General features: G+C 62.4%; 17 protein-coding genes. All 17 read right to left on the bottom strand.

From position 1 onward, the window contains the following. Positions 1-19 precede the first annotated feature (19 nt). The gene (locus V6M87_RS13120; protein ID WP_332877074.1) at positions 20-1,231 is read right to left on the bottom strand and encodes an EAL domain-containing response regulator; all 1,212 of its coding nucleotides are present in this window, start codon (positions 1,229-1,231) and stop codon (positions 20-22) included. 177 nt (positions 1,232-1,408) lie between these two features. Next, positions 1,409-2,194, bottom strand: coding sequence for a TrmH family RNA methyltransferase (locus V6M87_RS13115; protein ID WP_332877073.1), 786 nt, complete (start codon positions 2,192-2,194; stop codon positions 1,409-1,411). After that, positions 2,191-2,841, bottom strand: coding sequence for a ribonuclease HII (gene rnhB / locus V6M87_RS13110; protein WP_332877072.1), 651 nt, complete (start codon positions 2,839-2,841; stop codon positions 2,191-2,193). The genes V6M87_RS13115 and rnhB overlap by 4 nt, the downstream gene beginning before the upstream one ends. Before the next feature lie 7 nt (positions 2,842-2,848). Next, a complete protein-coding gene (gene lpxB / locus V6M87_RS13105; protein WP_332877071.1) occupies positions 2,849-4,024 on the bottom strand; it encodes a lipid-A-disaccharide synthase in 1,176 nt (391 codons plus the stop codon). Next, positions 4,008-4,796 carry an acyl-ACP--UDP-N-acetylglucosamine O-acyltransferase gene (gene lpxA, locus V6M87_RS13100; protein WP_332877135.1) on the bottom strand — a complete coding sequence of 263 codons (789 nt, stop codon included), beginning with the start codon at positions 4,794-4,796 and terminating at the stop codon, positions 4,008-4,010. Before lpxA ends, lpxB begins: the two co-directional genes overlap by 17 nt. Further along, positions 4,796-5,296 (bottom strand): 3-hydroxyacyl-ACP dehydratase FabZ, encoded by a 501-nt coding sequence (fabZ, locus tag V6M87_RS13095; protein ID WP_332877070.1) that lies wholly within the window; start codon positions 5,294-5,296, stop codon positions 4,796-4,798. Before fabZ ends, lpxA begins: the two co-directional genes overlap by 1 nt. Further along, positions 5,293-6,321: a UDP-3-O-(3-hydroxymyristoyl)glucosamine N-acyltransferase gene (gene lpxD / locus V6M87_RS13090; protein ID WP_332877134.1), complete on the bottom strand. Its 1,029-nt coding sequence runs from the start codon at positions 6,319-6,321 to the stop codon at positions 5,293-5,295. The genes fabZ and lpxD overlap by 4 nt, the downstream gene beginning before the upstream one ends. Positions 6,322-6,392: 71 nt before the next feature. Then, on the bottom strand, positions 6,393-6,923 hold the full coding sequence (locus V6M87_RS13085) for an OmpH family outer membrane protein (RefSeq protein WP_442920586.1): 531 nt from the start codon (positions 6,921-6,923) through the stop codon (positions 6,393-6,395). Positions 6,924-6,972: 49 nt separating this feature from the next. Next, positions 6,973-9,306 (bottom strand): outer membrane protein assembly factor BamA, encoded by a 2,334-nt coding sequence (gene bamA, locus V6M87_RS13080; RefSeq protein ID WP_332877068.1) that lies wholly within the window; start codon positions 9,304-9,306, stop codon positions 6,973-6,975. A 71-nt stretch (positions 9,307-9,377) separates the two neighbouring features. After that, positions 9,378-10,724 (bottom strand): RIP metalloprotease RseP, encoded by a 1,347-nt coding sequence (gene rseP / locus V6M87_RS13075; protein WP_332877067.1) that lies wholly within the window; start codon positions 10,722-10,724, stop codon positions 9,378-9,380. Positions 10,725-10,728: 4 nt separating this feature from the next. After that, positions 10,729-11,898 carry a 1-deoxy-D-xylulose-5-phosphate reductoisomerase gene (ispC, locus tag V6M87_RS13070; RefSeq protein WP_332877066.1) on the bottom strand — a complete coding sequence of 390 codons (1,170 nt, stop codon included), beginning with the start codon at positions 11,896-11,898 and terminating at the stop codon, positions 10,729-10,731. A 10-nt stretch (positions 11,899-11,908) separates the two neighbouring features. Next, entirely contained in the window at positions 11,909-12,757 is an 849-nt protein-coding gene (locus tag V6M87_RS13065) for a phosphatidate cytidylyltransferase (protein WP_332877065.1), read from the bottom strand. Then, the gene (gene uppS, locus V6M87_RS13060) at positions 12,757-13,506 is read right to left on the bottom strand and encodes a polyprenyl diphosphate synthase (protein WP_332877064.1); all 750 of its coding nucleotides are present in this window, start codon (positions 13,504-13,506) and stop codon (positions 12,757-12,759) included. Before uppS ends, V6M87_RS13065 begins: the two co-directional genes overlap by 1 nt. A 68-nt stretch (positions 13,507-13,574) precedes the next feature. Further along, on the bottom strand, positions 13,575-14,135 hold the full coding sequence (frr, locus tag V6M87_RS13055) for a ribosome recycling factor (protein ID WP_332877063.1): 561 nt from the start codon (positions 14,133-14,135) through the stop codon (positions 13,575-13,577). A 26-nt stretch (positions 14,136-14,161) separates the two neighbouring features. Further along, positions 14,162-14,878, bottom strand: coding sequence for a UMP kinase (pyrH, locus tag V6M87_RS13050; protein ID WP_332877062.1), 717 nt, complete (start codon positions 14,876-14,878; stop codon positions 14,162-14,164). Between the two features lie 254 nt (positions 14,879-15,132). Further along, positions 15,133-16,041 carry a translation elongation factor Ts gene (tsf, locus tag V6M87_RS13045; protein ID WP_332877061.1) on the bottom strand — a complete coding sequence of 303 codons (909 nt, stop codon included), beginning with the start codon at positions 16,039-16,041 and terminating at the stop codon, positions 15,133-15,135. A 112-nt stretch (positions 16,042-16,153) separates the two neighbouring features. After that, the gene (gene rpsB / locus V6M87_RS13040; RefSeq protein WP_332877060.1) at positions 16,154-16,900 is read right to left on the bottom strand and encodes a 30S ribosomal protein S2; all 747 of its coding nucleotides are present in this window, start codon (positions 16,898-16,900) and stop codon (positions 16,154-16,156) included. Between the last annotated feature and the right edge of the window lie 149 nt (positions 16,901-17,049).

Here is a 17,049-nt window from a genome sequence, read left to right as displayed (position 1 = left end):
TGTGCGCGTTCCACTGCGCCTAAAAGAAGTGTTCCCACTCGGCGCGCCAGGCCGGAAAGTCTGCCGCCGCCATTGGTTTGGCGATATAAAAACCCTGGGCATCGGTGCAACCGAGATTTTGTAAAAAATCCCAGTCCGCGCGTGTTTCGACGCCGACTGCCACCGACATGCGGTCCAGGCTGTGCGCGAGTGCGAGGCAGGATGACAGCACGGCGCTGAGCGCATGCTTTCTGGACGCGCCGTCGACAAAACTGCGGTCGATCTTGAGTTCGGAAAACGGCACCTGGGCCAGCAGTTGCAAATTCATGGCGCCGGCCCCATAGTCGTCGATGGCCAGCCGGCAGCCCAGCATGCGCAGGCGCAGCAGGCGTTCGAGGAAGGCCGTGTCGGTGACCAGCACCGACGACTCGGGCAGCTCGAGCGTCAGGGCGTCGGGCGGCATCTGATGGCGCTGCAGGCAGCAGCGCAGTTGCCCGATGAAGTCGGGCCGCGCCAGCGTCGCCGGGTCGAGATTGATCGACAGTGTCATTGGCCGGCCCTGCCCGTGGAACTGGCGGCAGTGGGCCAGCGCCTGCTCAATCATGGTCCAGTCGAGCAAACCGATGCTGTCGGCGTGTTCGAACGCGTCAATAAACGCGTCGGCGCCCAACACCCCATGGTCCGGGTGCATCCAGCGTGCGAACACTTCCAGGCCCATGACCTGACCGCTGTCGAGCGCGATTTTCGGCTGAAAAAACGGTTCAAACTGTTTCGCAATCAAGCCGGCCGCCACTTCGGCTGCGCCAAACACGGGGCCGGCACGGGCGACCGCCGCAGCGGCGGGGGCCGTGTAATAGTCGAGCAGTGCCCGCAGTCCGACGTCGGACGCCGGCTGCGCGATGGTGCCGAGCAGCGCCACCCCATACGCCTGCGCCAGCATCTCGACCGACAACATGAGATTGTCCGTGTGCGCACCCACCACCACCAGGCGCACGCTGGAACCCTGTCCGGACAGAATGCGCATCAGCGCGAGCGCATCAATGCCGGGCAGCGCCAGGTCGAGCAGCGCGACGTCAACCTTGCCGGGGCCGGTCTCCTGGAGCCAGCGCAGCGCCACGTGCCCGTCGGGCGCCGCGGTGATGGCACTGGCGCCCAAGCGGCGCAGCATGTCTGCCAGCGTGCCGCAGGCGGACGGGTCGCCGTGCGCGACGAGGAAATGCAGATTCGACAGCAGCGCAGGCGCGTTGTCCATCTTGCCCCGCTATCGAAAAAGTGCTGTAATTAGCATGAACGGTGTCCTTCTTCAGACCAGCAAATCCCGCGTTCGAGCGCGTATCCGTAGTATGCATCTTTTTCGCTTGTTTGCGCCTTTGGACATGGAGATGGTGGCTGGGGTTCAGCGCCACCAACTGGCTGCCGCAACCGAACCTTACGTCAGGTTCTGGCGCAGGTGCTCAAAAAAACACACCGCCGCGCACGCGGCGACATTGAGCGACTCGACCTGTCCGGCATGCGGAATCACGACCCGGTGGGTCGCCAGCGCCAATAAATCGTCTGCGACGCCCTGCCCTTCGTGGCCGAACAACCAGGCTACCGGGCCGCGCAAGTCGAGGTCGTAGAGCCGCTCGGCAGCGTACCCGCTGGTGGCCAGCACCGGAATCTGCGCTGTCTTGACCAGTTCGGCCAGGTCCGCCTGCTCGAAAATCTCCAGCACGAAGTGCGCACCCATCGCCGCGCGCAGTACCTTGGGCGACCAGCAAAATGCCGTGCCGGCGCTGCAGTACACCTGCTTGACGCCGGACGCAGCCGCGCTGCGCAAGATCGAGCCGACGTTGCCCGGATCTTGCACGCCGTCGAGCAGCACGCTGTCGAGCACCAGCGCCGGCACTGTGGCGGGCACCGGCGTCTCGACGATGAACATCAGGCCGACACCATGTTCGACCTGGCTGAGCGGCGCGTATAGCGCATCCGGAAACGCGGTGACGTGGGCGCGCGCGTCCTCGCAACGCTGCACCACCGCCGCCACTTCCGGGTTGGTCAGCGATGATTCGGAAACCAGCACCTGGATCGGCATGCCGCGCAGGTCCAGCCATGTCTGGCACAGGTGGACGCCGTCGAGCAGTGTGCGTCCTTCGCGGCGGCGCGCCTGCGAGCTGCCAGCGAGCAGCTTGAGTTCTTTATAGGTCGGGTTGTCGCGGGAGGTAATCGTCTTCATGCAAACATATCAGTCGTCACAGGTTCAAGGAGCATCCTGACCGGCGCAAACGAGCGCCGGTGCACCGGGCACGGCCCGTATTGCAGCAGGCGCTCGCGGTGCAGCGCGGTGCCATAACCCTTGTGCTGGTCGAACGCGTACTGCGGATACAGTTCGTGCAGGGTGACCAGCGCCGCGTCGCGCGCGGTCTTGGCCAGGATCGACGCGGCCGAAATCGCGTGCACCTTGTCGTCGCCTTCGATGATGGCGTGCGCGCGCACCGCCATCACCGGGCAGCGGTTGCCGTCGATGAGGGCGATCGTCGGCAGCAGGTGCAGCGCTTCCACCGCGCGGCGCATGGCCAGCATGGTCGCCTGCAGGATGTTGAGCGTGTCGATCTCTTCGTGCGAACACTCGGCAATGGCCCACGCCAGCGCGTATTCGCGGATCTGCGGGGCCAGTTCGTCGCGCCGCGCGGCGGTCAGCTTTTTCGAGTCGCGCAGGCCCTCGATGGGCCGGCGCGGGTCGAGGATGACGGCGGCGGCAAAGACCGGACCGGCCAGCGGGCCGCGCCCGGCTTCGTCGACGCCGCACACGATGTCGGTGTCAACAAAGGGGCGGTCTTTTGGCTTCAGGCCGGGATAAAAGTTAAATTTCCTGCTTGTCATTCGAACCTCACGACCTCGACTCGATGATCCGCATGACCGCATTCGCGCTCTCCTGGGCGCTGTTCCTCAGCAGGCTGTAATGCATGTCGGTGAAGCGCTGCACCAGGCGCGCGCGCCCTGCCGTGTCTTCCAGCTGGTCCCACACGGCGTCGGCCAGCGCTGGCGGCGTGGCGGCATCCTGCAGCAGTTCCGGTACCAGCAATTCGCGCGCCAGGATATTCGGCAAACCGATCCATGGCAGGTAGCCCATGTGGCGCATCAACTGCCATGACGCCCACACGACTTTATAGGCGATCACCATCGGCTTTTTGTGCAGCGCGACTTCCAGCGTGGCCGTGCCGGACGCCACCAGCACCGCGTCGGCCGCGGCGATCGCCGTGTGCGCGTCGCCGTCGACCAGCTTGATGTCGACCTCGCCCAGGCCCGCCGCATTGACCAGTTCAGTGAACAGCGTGCGCTGCTTGGGGCCCGCCATCGGCGCAACAAAGCGCAGGGACGGGTCGCGCGCCGCCAGCAATTTTACGGTCTCAACGAAGGGCACTGTCAAGTGCTTCAGCTCGGCCGTACGACTGCCCGGCATGACAGTAACCACGCGCGCATCAGGCGACAAGCCCAGTGCCAGCCGCGCGGCCGCCTGGTCGGGCGTCATCGGGATGGTCTCGGCCAGCGGATGGCCGATATACGTGACCGGTACCCCGGCCGCGCGATAAATCGCTTCTTCGAACGGGAAGATGACCAGCATGTGCGACACGGCGCGCTGGATCTGCTTGATGCGCCCGCCCCGCCAGGCCCAGATCTGCGGCCCGATGAAGTGCACGGTCGGAATGCCGGCCGCCTTCAACTGCTCTTCCAGCCCCAGGTTGAAGCCGGGGTAGTCGGCGCCGACGAACACGTCCGGCGGGTCGGCCAGCAAGCGCTCGCGCAGGCGGTTCTGGATGCCCTTGATTTCGCGGTAGCGCGGGATGATCTCAAAAATGCCGCGCACGGTCAGCACATCCATCGGGATGTCCGAGACCATGCCCTGCGCGATCATGCTGGGGCCGCCGATGCCGTGGAAACGCGCACCCGGCAGCTGCGGGCGCAGGCCGGACAACAGGCGCGCCGCGAGTACGTCGCCGGACAGCTCGCCCGCGACCAGAGCAACGCTGGCCGCGCTGGCCGCGCCGTCAGCGGACGATGCCACGGCTTGCGCTGTCGAGGAAGGTACGCATGGTGCCGATGGCGTCCGCTGCGTCGGGCATGGCCAGCGCTTGCGCATCGAGTGCCGTTTTGGCCTCGTCCAGCGTCAGGCCGGAGCGGTACAAGTGCTTGTAGGCGGCGCGGATGCCGTCGATCTGCGCGCGCGTAAAGCCGCGCCGCTTGAGGCCTTCGATGTTCACGCCGCGCGCGCCGGCCGGATTGCCGGACACCAGCACAAACGGCGGCACATCCTGGGTCAGGCTGGTGTACATGCCGATGAAGGCATGGGCGCCGATCTTGCAGAACTGGTGCACGCCGGCGTACCCGGACAGAATGGCCCAGTCGCCCACTTCCACGTGCCCGGCCAGCTGGGCGTTGTTCGAGAAGATGGTATTGCTGCCGACCTGGCAATCGTGCGCCAGGTGCACATACGCCGAAATCCAGTTGTCGTTGCCGAGACGTGTGACGCCCACATCCTGGACGGTGCCCAGATTGAAGGTGCAAAATTCGCGCACGGTGTTGCGGTCGCCCACTTCCAGGCGGGTCGGTTCGCCCGACCATTTTTTATCCTGCGGCGCGGCGCCGATCGACGAAAACTGGAAGAATTTATTGTCTTCACCAATCGTCGTATGACCCTCGATGACCACGTGCGGGCCGACCACAGTGCGCGCACCGATGCGCACGTTGGGGCCAATGATCGAATACGGGCCGACTTCCACGGTGCTGTCCAACTGCGCGCGCGGATCGACGATGGCGGTCGCATGAATCAACATGATTACTGCCCTGCTGCTTTGCTGGCATCGACCGCGGAGCGGATCGTGCACATCAGATCGCCTTCCAGCGCAACCTGGCCATCGACCGTGCCGACTGCCTTGTACTTCCAGATGCCGCGTGAAATGCGCACGATTTCAACGTCCATTTTCAGCTGGTCGCCGGGCTCCACCGGGCGCTTGAAGCGCGCATTGTCGATGCCGACGAAATACACGACCGAGTTCTCGTCCGGCTTCACGTCCATCGTCAGGAACGACAGGATGGCCGCGGTTTGCGCCAGCGCTTCGATCATCAGGACGCCCGGCATGACCGGCTTGTGCGGGAAGTGGCCATTGAAGAATTCTTCGTTGACGGTGACGTTCTTGATGGCGGTGATGGTCTTGCCCGATTCCCAGGTCAGCACGCGGTCGACCAGCAGCATCGGATAGCGATGCGGCAGGTACTGCTTGATCGCATGAATGTCGAGGGTTTTGGAGACTGCGTTAGAAGTGTCTTGAGTGGTCATGGTTTGGCGGTTAAGTTTTTGATTGTTTTTTCCAGCGCGCGGATTTTCTCGCGCATGGTGGCCAGGTTGCGCACGATGGCGGCGCTTTTTTCCCACTCGGCGTTTTTGGCGAGCGGATAGAAACCGGTGTATTGGCCCGCTTCGAGGATCGAGCGCGACACCATGCTGCCGGATGAAATGTGGACGTTGTCGGCAATCGTCAGGTGGCCCAGCACCATGGCCGCGCCGCCGAAGGTGCAGTGCTTGCCGATGACCGCGCTGCCGGCCACGCCGACGCAGCCGGCCATGGCTGTGTGCGCGCCGATGCGGCAGTTGTGGCCGATCTGGATCTGGTTATCGAGTTTGACGCCGTCTTCGATGACGGTATCGGCCAGCGCGCCGCGGTCGATGCAGGTGTTGGCACCGATGTCGACGTCAGCGCCGATGACCACGCGCCCGGTCTGCGGAATCTTGATGTAAACGCCGCCCTCATTGGCAAAGCCGAAGCCGTCGGTGCCGATCACCGCGCCCGAATGGACAATGCCGCGCGCGCCAATGACGCAGCGCGCGTGGAACGTGACGTTGGCGAACAGGTGGGTAGCAGCGCCGATGACGGCGTCGCGCCCGATGAAGCAGCCGGCGTCAATCACGGCATCCGCGCCGATCTGCGCGCCCGCTTCGATGGTGACCCGGGGGCCGATAAAGGCGCTGGCGTCCACCACGGCGTCGGGATGCACGCTGGCCGAGGGATCGATGCCCGGCGCCGGCACGAACGCGTCCAGCGCGGCAAAATACTGCGCGGCGCGGGCAAAATATGCGTACGGATTGGGTGTCACGATGCGCGCGCCTTCGAAACTGGCGGCGATGGTGGCGTCGTCGCTGGGCGTGACGATCAGGGCGGCGGCCTGGCTTTGCGCGGCCAGCGCGCGCAGCTTGCTGTTGCTGAGAAAACTGATCTGGGTGGCGCCGGCGTCGGCCAGCGGCGCGATGCCGCTGATGACGACGTTCGGGTCGCCCGCCAGTTGGCCGCCGAAGCGGTCGATCAGGTCGCCCAGCCGGGTGATGGTGCCAACGCTGGTGTTGCTGTGTGCGGAATCAGTCAATCTTGTCGTCGTCTTTACTTGTCGAGCAGTTTGATCACTTTATCGGTGATGTCGATGCGCGGGCTGGACCAGGCCGCTTCCTGCAGCACGATGTCCAGGTGATCCTGTTCGGCGATCTGTTCAATCAGCTTGTAGGCCTTTTGTGCGATGTTGGCGCGCTCTTCGCTTTTACGCTGGAACAGGTCTTCCTGGTAGTCGCGCTGGGTGCGCTGGACGTCTTTCTCCATGTCGAACACCTCGCGCGCGCGGCGCGTGCGGTCGGCGTCCGCCAGGCGCGGCGCGTCGGCATCAAACTTGGCCGACAGCGTCTTGAAACGCGCGACCATCTCTTCGTTCGACTTCTGGCGCACCAGGAACTCGGCCTGGATCTTGGCGTCTGCCGCCTTGGCCAGTTTCGACTCGGTCATCAAACGTTCGGTGATGACGATACCGATCCGGCTCGGCGCATATTGCGCGCGCGCCATCGGGGTGGCGCACAACACGGCAGCCGCCATGGCCATACCGGCCGCCAATCCGCGGGAACGCGATGCTAACAGGGTATTCAACATATTTCTCCGCATTTTTTGGAATGGTAACCGGAACAGGCGGCGCCGATCAGAAACCGGTACCCATCTGGAACTGGAAGCGCTCGGTACGGTCGCCCTGTTTCTCATTCAAAGGTTTAGCATAACTGATCTTGAGCGGGCCAACCGGCGAAATCCAGGACACGCCCAGGCCGGCCGATGCGCGCAATTCGTTGGCGCGGATTTTCTGGCCTTCCTGGTAAATCTGGCCGGCGTCGGCAAACGTGAACCAGCGCAGGCTGCGGTCGGTGCCGCTGCCAGGGAACGGGAACTGCAGCTCGGCGTTGCCAAGCAGGCGGGTCGAACCACCCAGCGCATCGCCGTTGACGTCGACGATACCCAGCGACGAGCTGTAATAGCCGCGCACCGAGCCCATGCCACCGGCGTAGAAGTTCTTGAAGACCGGGTAGGCCTTGCCCTTCAGGCCATGGCCGTAATCGACCTCGCCGCGCAGGGCCAGCGTCATCCAGCGCGTCAGCGGCCGGTACCACTGCTGTTCGTAGATGGCGCGGTAGTACTTGCTCTTGCCGATGACGTCGATCTCGAGGTTGGCGCGCTGGTAGCGGCCGATCGTCGGCGTGGTGGCACTGTCGCGCGAATCGCGGCCCCAGGCAGCGGTGAACGGAATCGAGAAGGTCTGGGCACTGCCGACGCCGTTGGCCGGGCCGCCATTCTGCTTGACGAAGTTCAGGTAGATCTGCGGGCTGGTGACGTCCGTTTCGAGCGTGGTGCGCTCGATACCGGCACCGAAGAAGACGGTATCGATCTCGGAGAACGGCACGCCGAACGTCATGTTGCCGCCGGTCTGGCGAATCGTGTAGGAACCGTAGTTGACTGCCGGCGGACGGGTGGTGCGCAGGTAGATCTGGAACGCGCGCGAAACGCCGTCGTCGGTGAAGTACGGATTGGTCTGCGACAGCGCGATGGTGCGGCTGTACTTGCTGGTATTGAGTTCGATGCCGATCGTCTCGCCGCTGCCGGCGAAGTTGGCCTGCTGGACCGACGCGGTGAACGTGAATTTTTCCGACTGCGAGAAGGCGCCACCGATCATGAAGTTACCGGTCGGTTTTTCCACCACGGCGATGTTGACATCGACCTGGTCGGAGGTACCCTGCGCTTCCGGCGTTTCCACCGTCACGTCCTTGAAGTAGCCGAGGCGGTCGACACGGTCGCGCGACAGCTTGATCTTGTTGCTGTCGTACCAGGAGCCTTCGAACTGGCGGAACTCGCGGCGAATGACTTCATCGCGGGTAGTGGTATTGCCCGAAATGGTCATGTGGCGCACGTAAGCGCGCTTGCCCGGGTCGACATTGAAGCTGAACGAGACCAGGCGCTTGGCGCGGTCGATTTCCGGCTTGGCGTCGACCGACGCGAACGCATAGCCAAAGTTGCCCATGCGGTCCATGATGCGCTTGTTCGACGCGGTCAGCAGCGCGCCCGAATACACGGCGCCCGGTTTCAGCAGGATCAGCTCTTTCAGCTCGGCTTCGCGGCCGAAGGTTTCGCCATCCATCTTGATGTCGGCGACGGTGTATTTTTCGCCTTCGGTGATGTTCACCGTCAGGTAGATATCCTTCTTGTCCGGCGTGATCGAGACCTGGGTCGATTCGACGTTCGCCTCTAAATAGCCGCGGTCCAGATAAAACGATTTGATCGCTTCGATGTCGCCGGTCAGCTTGGTCTTCGAGTACTGGTCGGCCTTCGAGTACCAGGTGAACCAGCCCGAGGTCGACAGCTTCATCGCCTCGCGCAGTTCCTTGTCGCTGAAGGTTTTATTGCCGATGATGTTGATCTGGCGGATGCGCGCGATATCGCCTTCGTCGACGGCGAACATGATGGTCACCCGATTGCGTTCGATCGGCGTGACGGTGGTGGTGATCTTGACGCCATACAGGCCGTGCGACAGGTACTGGCGCTTGAGCTCCTGCTCGGCGCGGTCGACTGCTGATTTGTCGAACGTCTTCGCTTCACCGACGCCGATTTCTTTCAGCGCCTTGACCAGCATGTCCTTCTCGAATTCCTTGGTGCCGCTGAAGTCGACGCTGGAAATCGCAGGCCGTTCTTCGACCAGCACGACCAGCACGCCCTTGTCTTCTTCGAGGCGCACGTCCTTGAAGATACCGGTTGCGTACAGGGCCTTGATGGCGGCGCTGCCCTTGTCGTCGTTGAAGGTTTCACCCACGCGCACCGGCAGATAGCTGAACACGGTACCCGCTTCGGTGCGCTGGATGCCTTCGACGCGGATGTCCTTGACGACAAACGGGGTGACGGCCAGCGCCTGGCCGGAGCACAGGGCAAGCACGGCCGCGCCAATCAGGCTGCGGCGATGGAACGGCAGGGCAAAACGATCTGAGTGTAATTTCATGTGCTAAATCGGTGGGGCTATCATTGAACAGCTGGTTATTCTAATGCCGGCGGCCGGGGTGTAGTCAAAAACTACAGATGCCGCGAGATATCATTGAAGACGGCGAGCGCCATCAGCATGAACAGCAGGCCCACCCCGGCGCGCTGCGCCATGTCGCGGATCCGCTCAGGCAAGGGGCGTCCTGTCAAAACTTCCAGCGAATAATACAGCAAATGGCCCCCATCAAGAACGGGAATTGGTAACAGGTTCATCACACCAAGGCTGATGCTGATGAAGGCGATGAACTGCAAATACACGATCAGACCACCCTTGGCAGACTGGCCGGCGACGTCGGCAATCGTGATCGGGCCGGACAGGTTTTTGACTGACACCTCGCCTGTGAACATCTTGCCGATCATGCGTACCGACATGGTGGCGCGGTCCCAGGTGTAAGCAGCGCCCTTGCCAATCGCGGCAAACGGGTTACTCGACACGCGCACCATCTCGGGCGCCTGCGGAATCAGGGCGCCTATCCTGCCCTCGCCTTTACCGTTTTTTACATCGACGCTGGCCGGCGTGACCCCCAGCAGCAGCGCCTGGCCGTCGCGCTGCACGGCCACCTGCACGGTGCGACCCGGCGCGGCGCGAATCGCGTCGATAAAGGCAATCCCGTCGACCAGCGCCGCGCCATCGATGGCAGTGACCACATCGCCGGCGCGCAGGCCGGCCTTCTCGGCGGCGCCGCCAGGCACGACCTGGTCGATGCGGGCACGCGGGCGCCACAGCTGCAGGCCCAGCGCGCTCATCACGTCGCTGTCGACCTTCAGGGCGGCCACCACGCTGGCGGGGATGCTCGCCGTGTAGGTGCCGCCGGCCTGGCCGACCACGTCGAAGCGCAGTTCGCCCTTGTCGGCCACGGCGCGCACGATTTCCCATTGCAGGTCGAGCCATGACGCCACCGGCTCGCCATTGACCGCGCTGATGCGGTCGCCGCCGCGCAGGCCGGCCTGGTAGACGCTGGACGCTTCTGGTGCGGCGCGCAGGCGCGCCGTCGGTTCGTCAACGCCGTAGACGTACACGCCGGCCATCAGGACGATGGCGACGATGAAGTTCGCCAGCGGGCCGGCCGCGACGATGGCGATGCGCTGCCAGACGTTCTTGCGGGTAAACTCGCGGTGCAGCTCATGCTCGCCCGGAACCACGTCCGGGTCGCGCGCGTCGAGCATCTTGACGTAACCGCCCAGCGGCAAGGCGGAAACGGCCCACTCGGTCTGGTCCGGCCCGATTTTGCGCGACCAGACCACCTTGCCCATCCCGATCGAGAAGCGCAGCACTTTCACGCCGCACAGGCGCGCGACCGCGTAATGGCCCAGTTCATGCAGGATGACCAGGGGACCGAGTGCCAGCAAGCCGGCGACGATGGCGATCAGGATGTTCATGGCGTCAAGCGGACAGGCCGGCGACGATATGCTCGGCGGCCTGGCGCGCTCTGGCGTCCTGCGCCATCACGGCCTCGATGCTGCTGGCCGCGCCGTGCTCGTTCTCATGCATGACGCGCGAGATAATCCTGTCGATGTCGCGGAAACCGATGCGGGTGTCGAGGAAGGCTTGCACCGCCACTTCGTTGGCCGCGTTCAGCAGGGCCGGTGCGGTGCCGCCGGCGCGCAGCGCCTCGAATGCCAGCGCAAGGCAGGGAAAACGCGCAAAGTCGGGCTTTTCGAATTGCAGCGTGCCGATCTGCGTGATATCGAGCTGGGCGACGCCGGAGTCGATCCGCTCCGGGTACGCCAGCGCGTGCGCAATCGGCGTCCTCATGTCGGGGTTGCCCAGCTGCGCCAGCACCGAGCCGTCGCAGTACGACACCATCGAGTGAATCACGCTTTGCGGGTGGATCACCACTTCGATCAGGTCGGCCGGCGCGCCGAACAGCCAGTGCGCCTCGATCACTTCGAGGCCCTTGTTCATCATCGTGGCCGAATCGACCGAGATCTTGCGGCCCATCGTCCAGGTCGGGTGCTTGCAGGCTTCGTCCGGCGTTACGTGTTCGAGCGTGGCGACATCGCGCTGGCGGAACGGGCCGCCGGACGCGGTCAGCAGGATTTTGGCGACGCCGCAAGCGCCAGGCGCGCGGCCGTAGGCCATTGGCAGCGACTGGAAAATGGCGTTGTGTTCGCTGTCGATCGGCAGCAGGGTCGCCTTGTGCTCGCGCACCGCGTCCATGAACAGCTGTCCGGACATGACCAGTGCTTCCTTGTTGGCCAGCAGGATTTTGCGCCCGGCCCGGGCCGCGGCCAGCGTCGGGGCCAGGCCCGCGGCGCCGACGATGGCGGCCATGACGGTATCGGCTTCGGCGGCGATCTCGCACAGGGCTTGCTCGCCGTAAGCGATGGCTATCGGCAGGCCGTCCAGCAGCGCCGCCAGGCGCGCAGCGCCGTCAGCAGTGCCCACCACGGCACGCGCCGGCAGGAAGGCGCGGCACTGGGCCGCCAACGCGTCCACGCGGCTGTGCGCGGACAGCGCGTACACACGGTATTTATCAGGATGACGCGCCAGCACGTCGAGTGTCGAGACGCCGATCGAACCGGTCGCCCCGAGAATGGTGATGCTTTGCATAGGTGGTTCCTTAGTGCCAGGCGCCAATAAGTGCGGCCAGCGGCAATACCGGGATCAGCGCATCGATCCGGTCGAGCACCCCGCCATGGCCCGGCAGCAGCGCACTGCTGTCCTTGAACCCGGCGCGGCGCTTGAGTTGCGACTCGAACAGGTCGCCGACCACGCTGGCGGCGCTGATGAGCACCAGGGCAAGCAGCGTCACGCCCCAGCCGTGTTCGAACTCGAGGCGCACGGCGAAGGTGTCAGCGAGCGGCGAATACATGTTATTGCCGGCAATCAGGATGGTGGCACTGGCAATCACCAGCACGGCAATGCCGCCGCCGATGGCGCCTTCCCAGGATTTACCGGGCGAAATCGATGGCGCCAGCTTGCGTTTGCCAAATGCTTTACCGGAAAAATACGCGCCGATGTCGGCGATCCAGACCAGCGCCATTACTGACAACAGATAGACCGGGGAATGGCGGAACAGTTCGACGATGGCGGCAAAACAGCCGACCACCGCAATGGCGTACAGCATCGACAGGATGGTGTTCGACACGTGTTCCATCGGCGGCAAGCCGAATTTCAGCGACGGCGCGAAGCGGATCAGCCAGATGGCGACGCACACCGGAAACCAGAACTGCGGATTGCGCGCGCCGCCCGGTGTGAAAAAGAAGCCGTAGGCAAACGCAGCGGTCCAGAACACCGCGATCAGGGCCGCGCGCTTGGCGTCCGGATTGAAGAGCCGGAAGGCTTCCCAGATGGCCGCGCCAAAAAAGACCGTCACGATCACGGCAAACACCGTGAAATTATTGAACAACAGCACGGGCAGCAGGACTGCCAGCAATGCCAGCGCGGTGACGATCCGGGTTTTCAGCATCAGGTCTTGGTTTCCAGTTGGGCGCCGGTACGGCCGAAACGGCGTTCGCGGCTTTGGTAGGATGAAATGGCGGCATCTAATGCGCCGGTATTAAAGTCAGGCCAGAAGGTGTCGGTGAAATACAGTTCCGAGTAAGCCAGCTGCCACAACAGAAAATTCGAGATGCGTTCTTCGCCGCCGGTGCGGATGAACAGGTCCGGCTCCGGTGCGTAGGCCATGGCCAGGTGTTCGGCCAGCTGCTCTTCGGTGAAATCGACGACGCCCGGGTTGGCGGCCACCATTTTGCTGGTGGCCTGCATGATGTCCCAGCGCCCGCCGTAGTTGGCGCAGACGGTCAGCGTCAACTGCGTATTGTTGGCGGTGCGGCGCTGCGCGTTGGCAATCATGTCCTGCAGCTTCGGGTCGAAGCGGCTCAAGTCACCGACCACCTTCAGGCGGATATCGTTGGCGTGCATCTTCGACACTTCCCGCTCAAGCGCCGTGACGAACAGGCGCATCAGCAGCGACACTTCTTCTTCGGGCCGGCGCCAATTTTCCGACGAAAATGCAAACAACGTCAGGTATTTGATGCCACGGCCGACGCAGGCGTCGACGCAGTCGCGCACCGCCTCCACGCCCTTCATGTGGCCGGCAACGCGCGGCAAAAAGCGCTTCGTTGCCCAGCGACCATTGCCATCCATAATGATGGCAATGTGCTGCGGCACGGAAGACGCGTCGGGAACGGCTGTGGTCGAACTTTTAAAGATCATGTTTCGGGGTCTGCAAAATACAAGACGAAAGCGCCGGCGCGCCGCGTGGGTGCGCCGGCATTCGGTTCCTATACGGTCAGAATCTCTTTCTCTTTGTCGGCCACGATCTTGTCGACGTCGACCACGAACTTGTCGGTCAGCTTCTGGATTTCATCGTTTGAACGGCGCTCGTCATCTTCCGATGCCAGCTTGTCCTTGACCAGTTTCTTGACTTGCTCATTGGCGTCGCGACGGATATTGCGGATCGCAATTTTCGCGTCTTCCGCTTCGCCCTTGACCAGCTTGACCATCTCTTTACGACGCTCTTCGGTCAGCGGCGGGGTCGGAACACGGATCATGTCGCCCTGCGTCGACGGGTTCAGGCCCAGGTCGGCATCGCGGATCGCCTTTTCGACGGTCGTGATCATTTTCTTTTCCCATGGCTGGACGCCGATGGTCCGGGCATCGATCAGGGTCACATTGGCGATCTGGGTCAGCGCGGTGGCCGAGCCGTAGTAATCGACCTGGATGTGGTCCAGGATGCCGGTGTGGGCGCGGCCGGTGCGCACTTTGGCCAGGTCGGCCTTGAGTGTCTCGATCGACTTGCCCATGCGCTCGGTAGCGCTCTTTTTAACGTCAGCTAAGGACATGCTGCTCTCCTGTTGTATGTTGGATATTAAACGTGGACCAGGGTACCTTCGTCTTCACCCATGATCACGCGCATCAGCGCGCCGGGTTTGACAATGGAAAACACCTTGATTGGCAATTTCTGGTCGCGGCACAGGGCGAACGCGGTGGCGTCCATCACCTGCAGCTGCTTGGAAATGGCTTCATCAAAGCTGATCGTCTCGTAACGGGTCGCGGTCGGATCCTTCTGTGGATCGGCAGTATATACGCCATCGACTTTGGTTGCCTTCAAAACGATCTGAGCCGAAATCTCGGCCCCGCGCAGTGCTGCCGCGGTATCGGTGGTGAAGAAGGGATTGCCGGTGCCCGCAGCGAACACAACCACTTTACCCTCTTCCAGGTATTGCAGGGCTTTCGGGCGAACATAGGGCTCGACCACCTGGTCGATGCCGATGGCCGACATGACGCGTGCGGTGATGCCGACGTGGCCCATGGCATCGGCCAGCGCCAGTGCATTCATGACAGTGGCCAGCATGCCCATGTAGTCCGCGGTGGCGCGGTCCATGCCCTGGGCGCCTGGCGCCACGCCGCGGAAGATGTTGCCGCCGCCAATGACGACCGCCACTTGCACGCCCGCGCGCGCGACTTCGGCGACGTCGCTGACCATGCGATCGATGGTGACGCGGTTGATGCCAAACTGGTCATCACCCATCAGTGCTTCGCCCGACAGTTTGAGGAGTACTCGTTGGTAGGCAGGTTTTCTCATGGGCGTCGCTCCTTAAAATTAATTCGAATTCGGGGTCTGACCGGCTTGTTGCGGTCTCACTCATACTGGTCGAGTGGAAGGTGCGCCTGGATACAAATGCAGCTTGTGGCCAACATTCCATTCCACCACACTGAGGGCGCGGGGCAATTGTAAGCGGTGTCGCCGTGACAACGCCACATCGTAACGTCTTGTTGCAAGGTCATCACTTACAAACCACCCACCTAAAAAAACGGGCCTTCCGGCCCGCTTTCAATTTACTGCTTCGAGGCAGCCATTTGCGCCGCAACTTCTGCAGCGAAATCGTCCTGTTTCTTCTCGATGCCTTCGCCAACCACAAACATCGTGAATGCTTTCACGGTGGTGTTCGCCGCTTTAAGCATCTGCTCGATGGTTTGCTTGTCGTTCTTGACGAACGTCTGGTTCAGCAAGGAAACTTCTTTCAGGTACTTCTGAACCGAACCTTCGAGGCGCTTGGCCAGGATTTCCGGCGACTGCACTGCTTTGCCTTCAGCAACAGCTTTGTCCGCGTCTTCCTGTGCTTTGAGCTGAGCGACGGAACGCTCTTTCTCGATCAGGTCAGCAGGCACTTGCTCCGACGACAGCGCAACTGGCTTCATCGCAGCGATGTGCATTGCAACATCTTTACCGACTGCTTCTTCGCTGCCTTCGAAATCGACCATGACGCCGATTTTGGTGCCGTGCAGATAAGCGGCCAGCTTGCCGGTGGTTTCGAAACGCTGGAAGCGGCGGATCGACATATTTTCGCCGATTTTACCGATCAGTGCAGCGCGCACTTCGTCCAGGGTCTTGCCGTCGAGCGGCAGGGCCAGCAGGGCAGCGACGTCAGCCGGGTTGTTTTCAGCGACCAGCTTGGCGGCGTTGTTTGCCAGGGCCAGGAAGTCGTCGTTCTTTGCAACGAAGTCGGTTTCGCTGTTGATTTCCACCAGCGCGCCGATGCCGCCGGAGATATATGCCGCTACCACGCCTTCGGCGGTGATACGCGACGATGCTTTCGATGCCTTGCCGCCCAGTTTGACGCGCAGGATTTCTTCAGCACGGGCCATGTCGCCTTCGGCTTCGGTCAGTGCTTTTTTGCATTCCATCATTGGTGCGTCGGTTTTCGCGCGCAGTTCGCCTACCATCGCTGCTGTAATCGCTGCCATGTGTTTCTCCTGATAGTAAATTTTGCTTAGAAAAAAGGGGCGCTCGACGCCAAGGCTCGATGCCCCTTCCCGTAACCCGCAGCTTGAAGCCTGCAAGCTACATGATCATGAATTAGGCTTGCTCGGAAACTTCAACGAAGTCGTCCGACGATTTGACCATGGCGGCCACTTCGTTGGTCGCGTTGGCGCGGCCTTCCAGGATCGCATCGGCAACGCCGCGTGCGTACAGGGTGATCGCTTTCGACGAGTCGTCGTTACCCGGGATGATGTGGGTGACGCCTTCTGGCGAGTGGTTGGTGTCGACGATGCCGATGACCGGGATGCCCAGCTTGCCGGCTTCGGTGATCGCACCTTTGTGGTAGCCGACGTCGACGACGAAGATTGCGTCAGGAACGCCGCCCATATCCTTGATGCCGCCGATGGACTTTTGCAGCTTGACCATTTCGCGCTCAAACATCAGGCCTTCTTTTTTCGACAGGTTAGCAACCGAACCGTCTTCGATCTGGGCTTCCATGTCTTTCAGGCGCTTGATCGACGTTTTGATCGTTTTGAAGTTGGTCAGCATGCCGCCCAACCAGCGTTGATCGACGTAAGGAACGCCAGCACGCGCAGCTTCGGCAGCGATGATGTCGCGGGCCTGGCGCTTGGTGCCAACCATCAGGATCGTGCCGCGCTGAGCGGAGATCTGCTTGATGGTTTTCATGGCTTCCTGGTACATCGTCATCGTTTTTTCGAGGTTGATGATGTGGATTTTGTTGCGGTGACCGAAGATGAACGGGGCCATCTTAGGGTTCCAGAAACGGGTTTGGTGACCGAAGTGGACACCGGCTTCCAGCATTTCGCGCATTGTGACGGACATGGTAATTCTCCAGGGTTGGGTCTTGAATACGGTCAGTTACCTGCAGTTTCCTGCGAGGCACCCTTGTCGACCGCATTCGCGATTTCAAAATTAAATGATCGGCTTGTACCGAGCTGCTCAAAAGTAGATTCGAACAACCTGCGATTCTA

The organism is Massilia sp. S19_KUP03_FR1, from assembly GCF_036688685.1.
In the GTDB taxonomy this organism is placed as follows: Bacteria; Pseudomonadota; Gammaproteobacteria; order Burkholderiales; family Burkholderiaceae_D; genus JALYUM01.
This window is presented reverse-complemented; position numbering and strand designations above follow the sequence as displayed.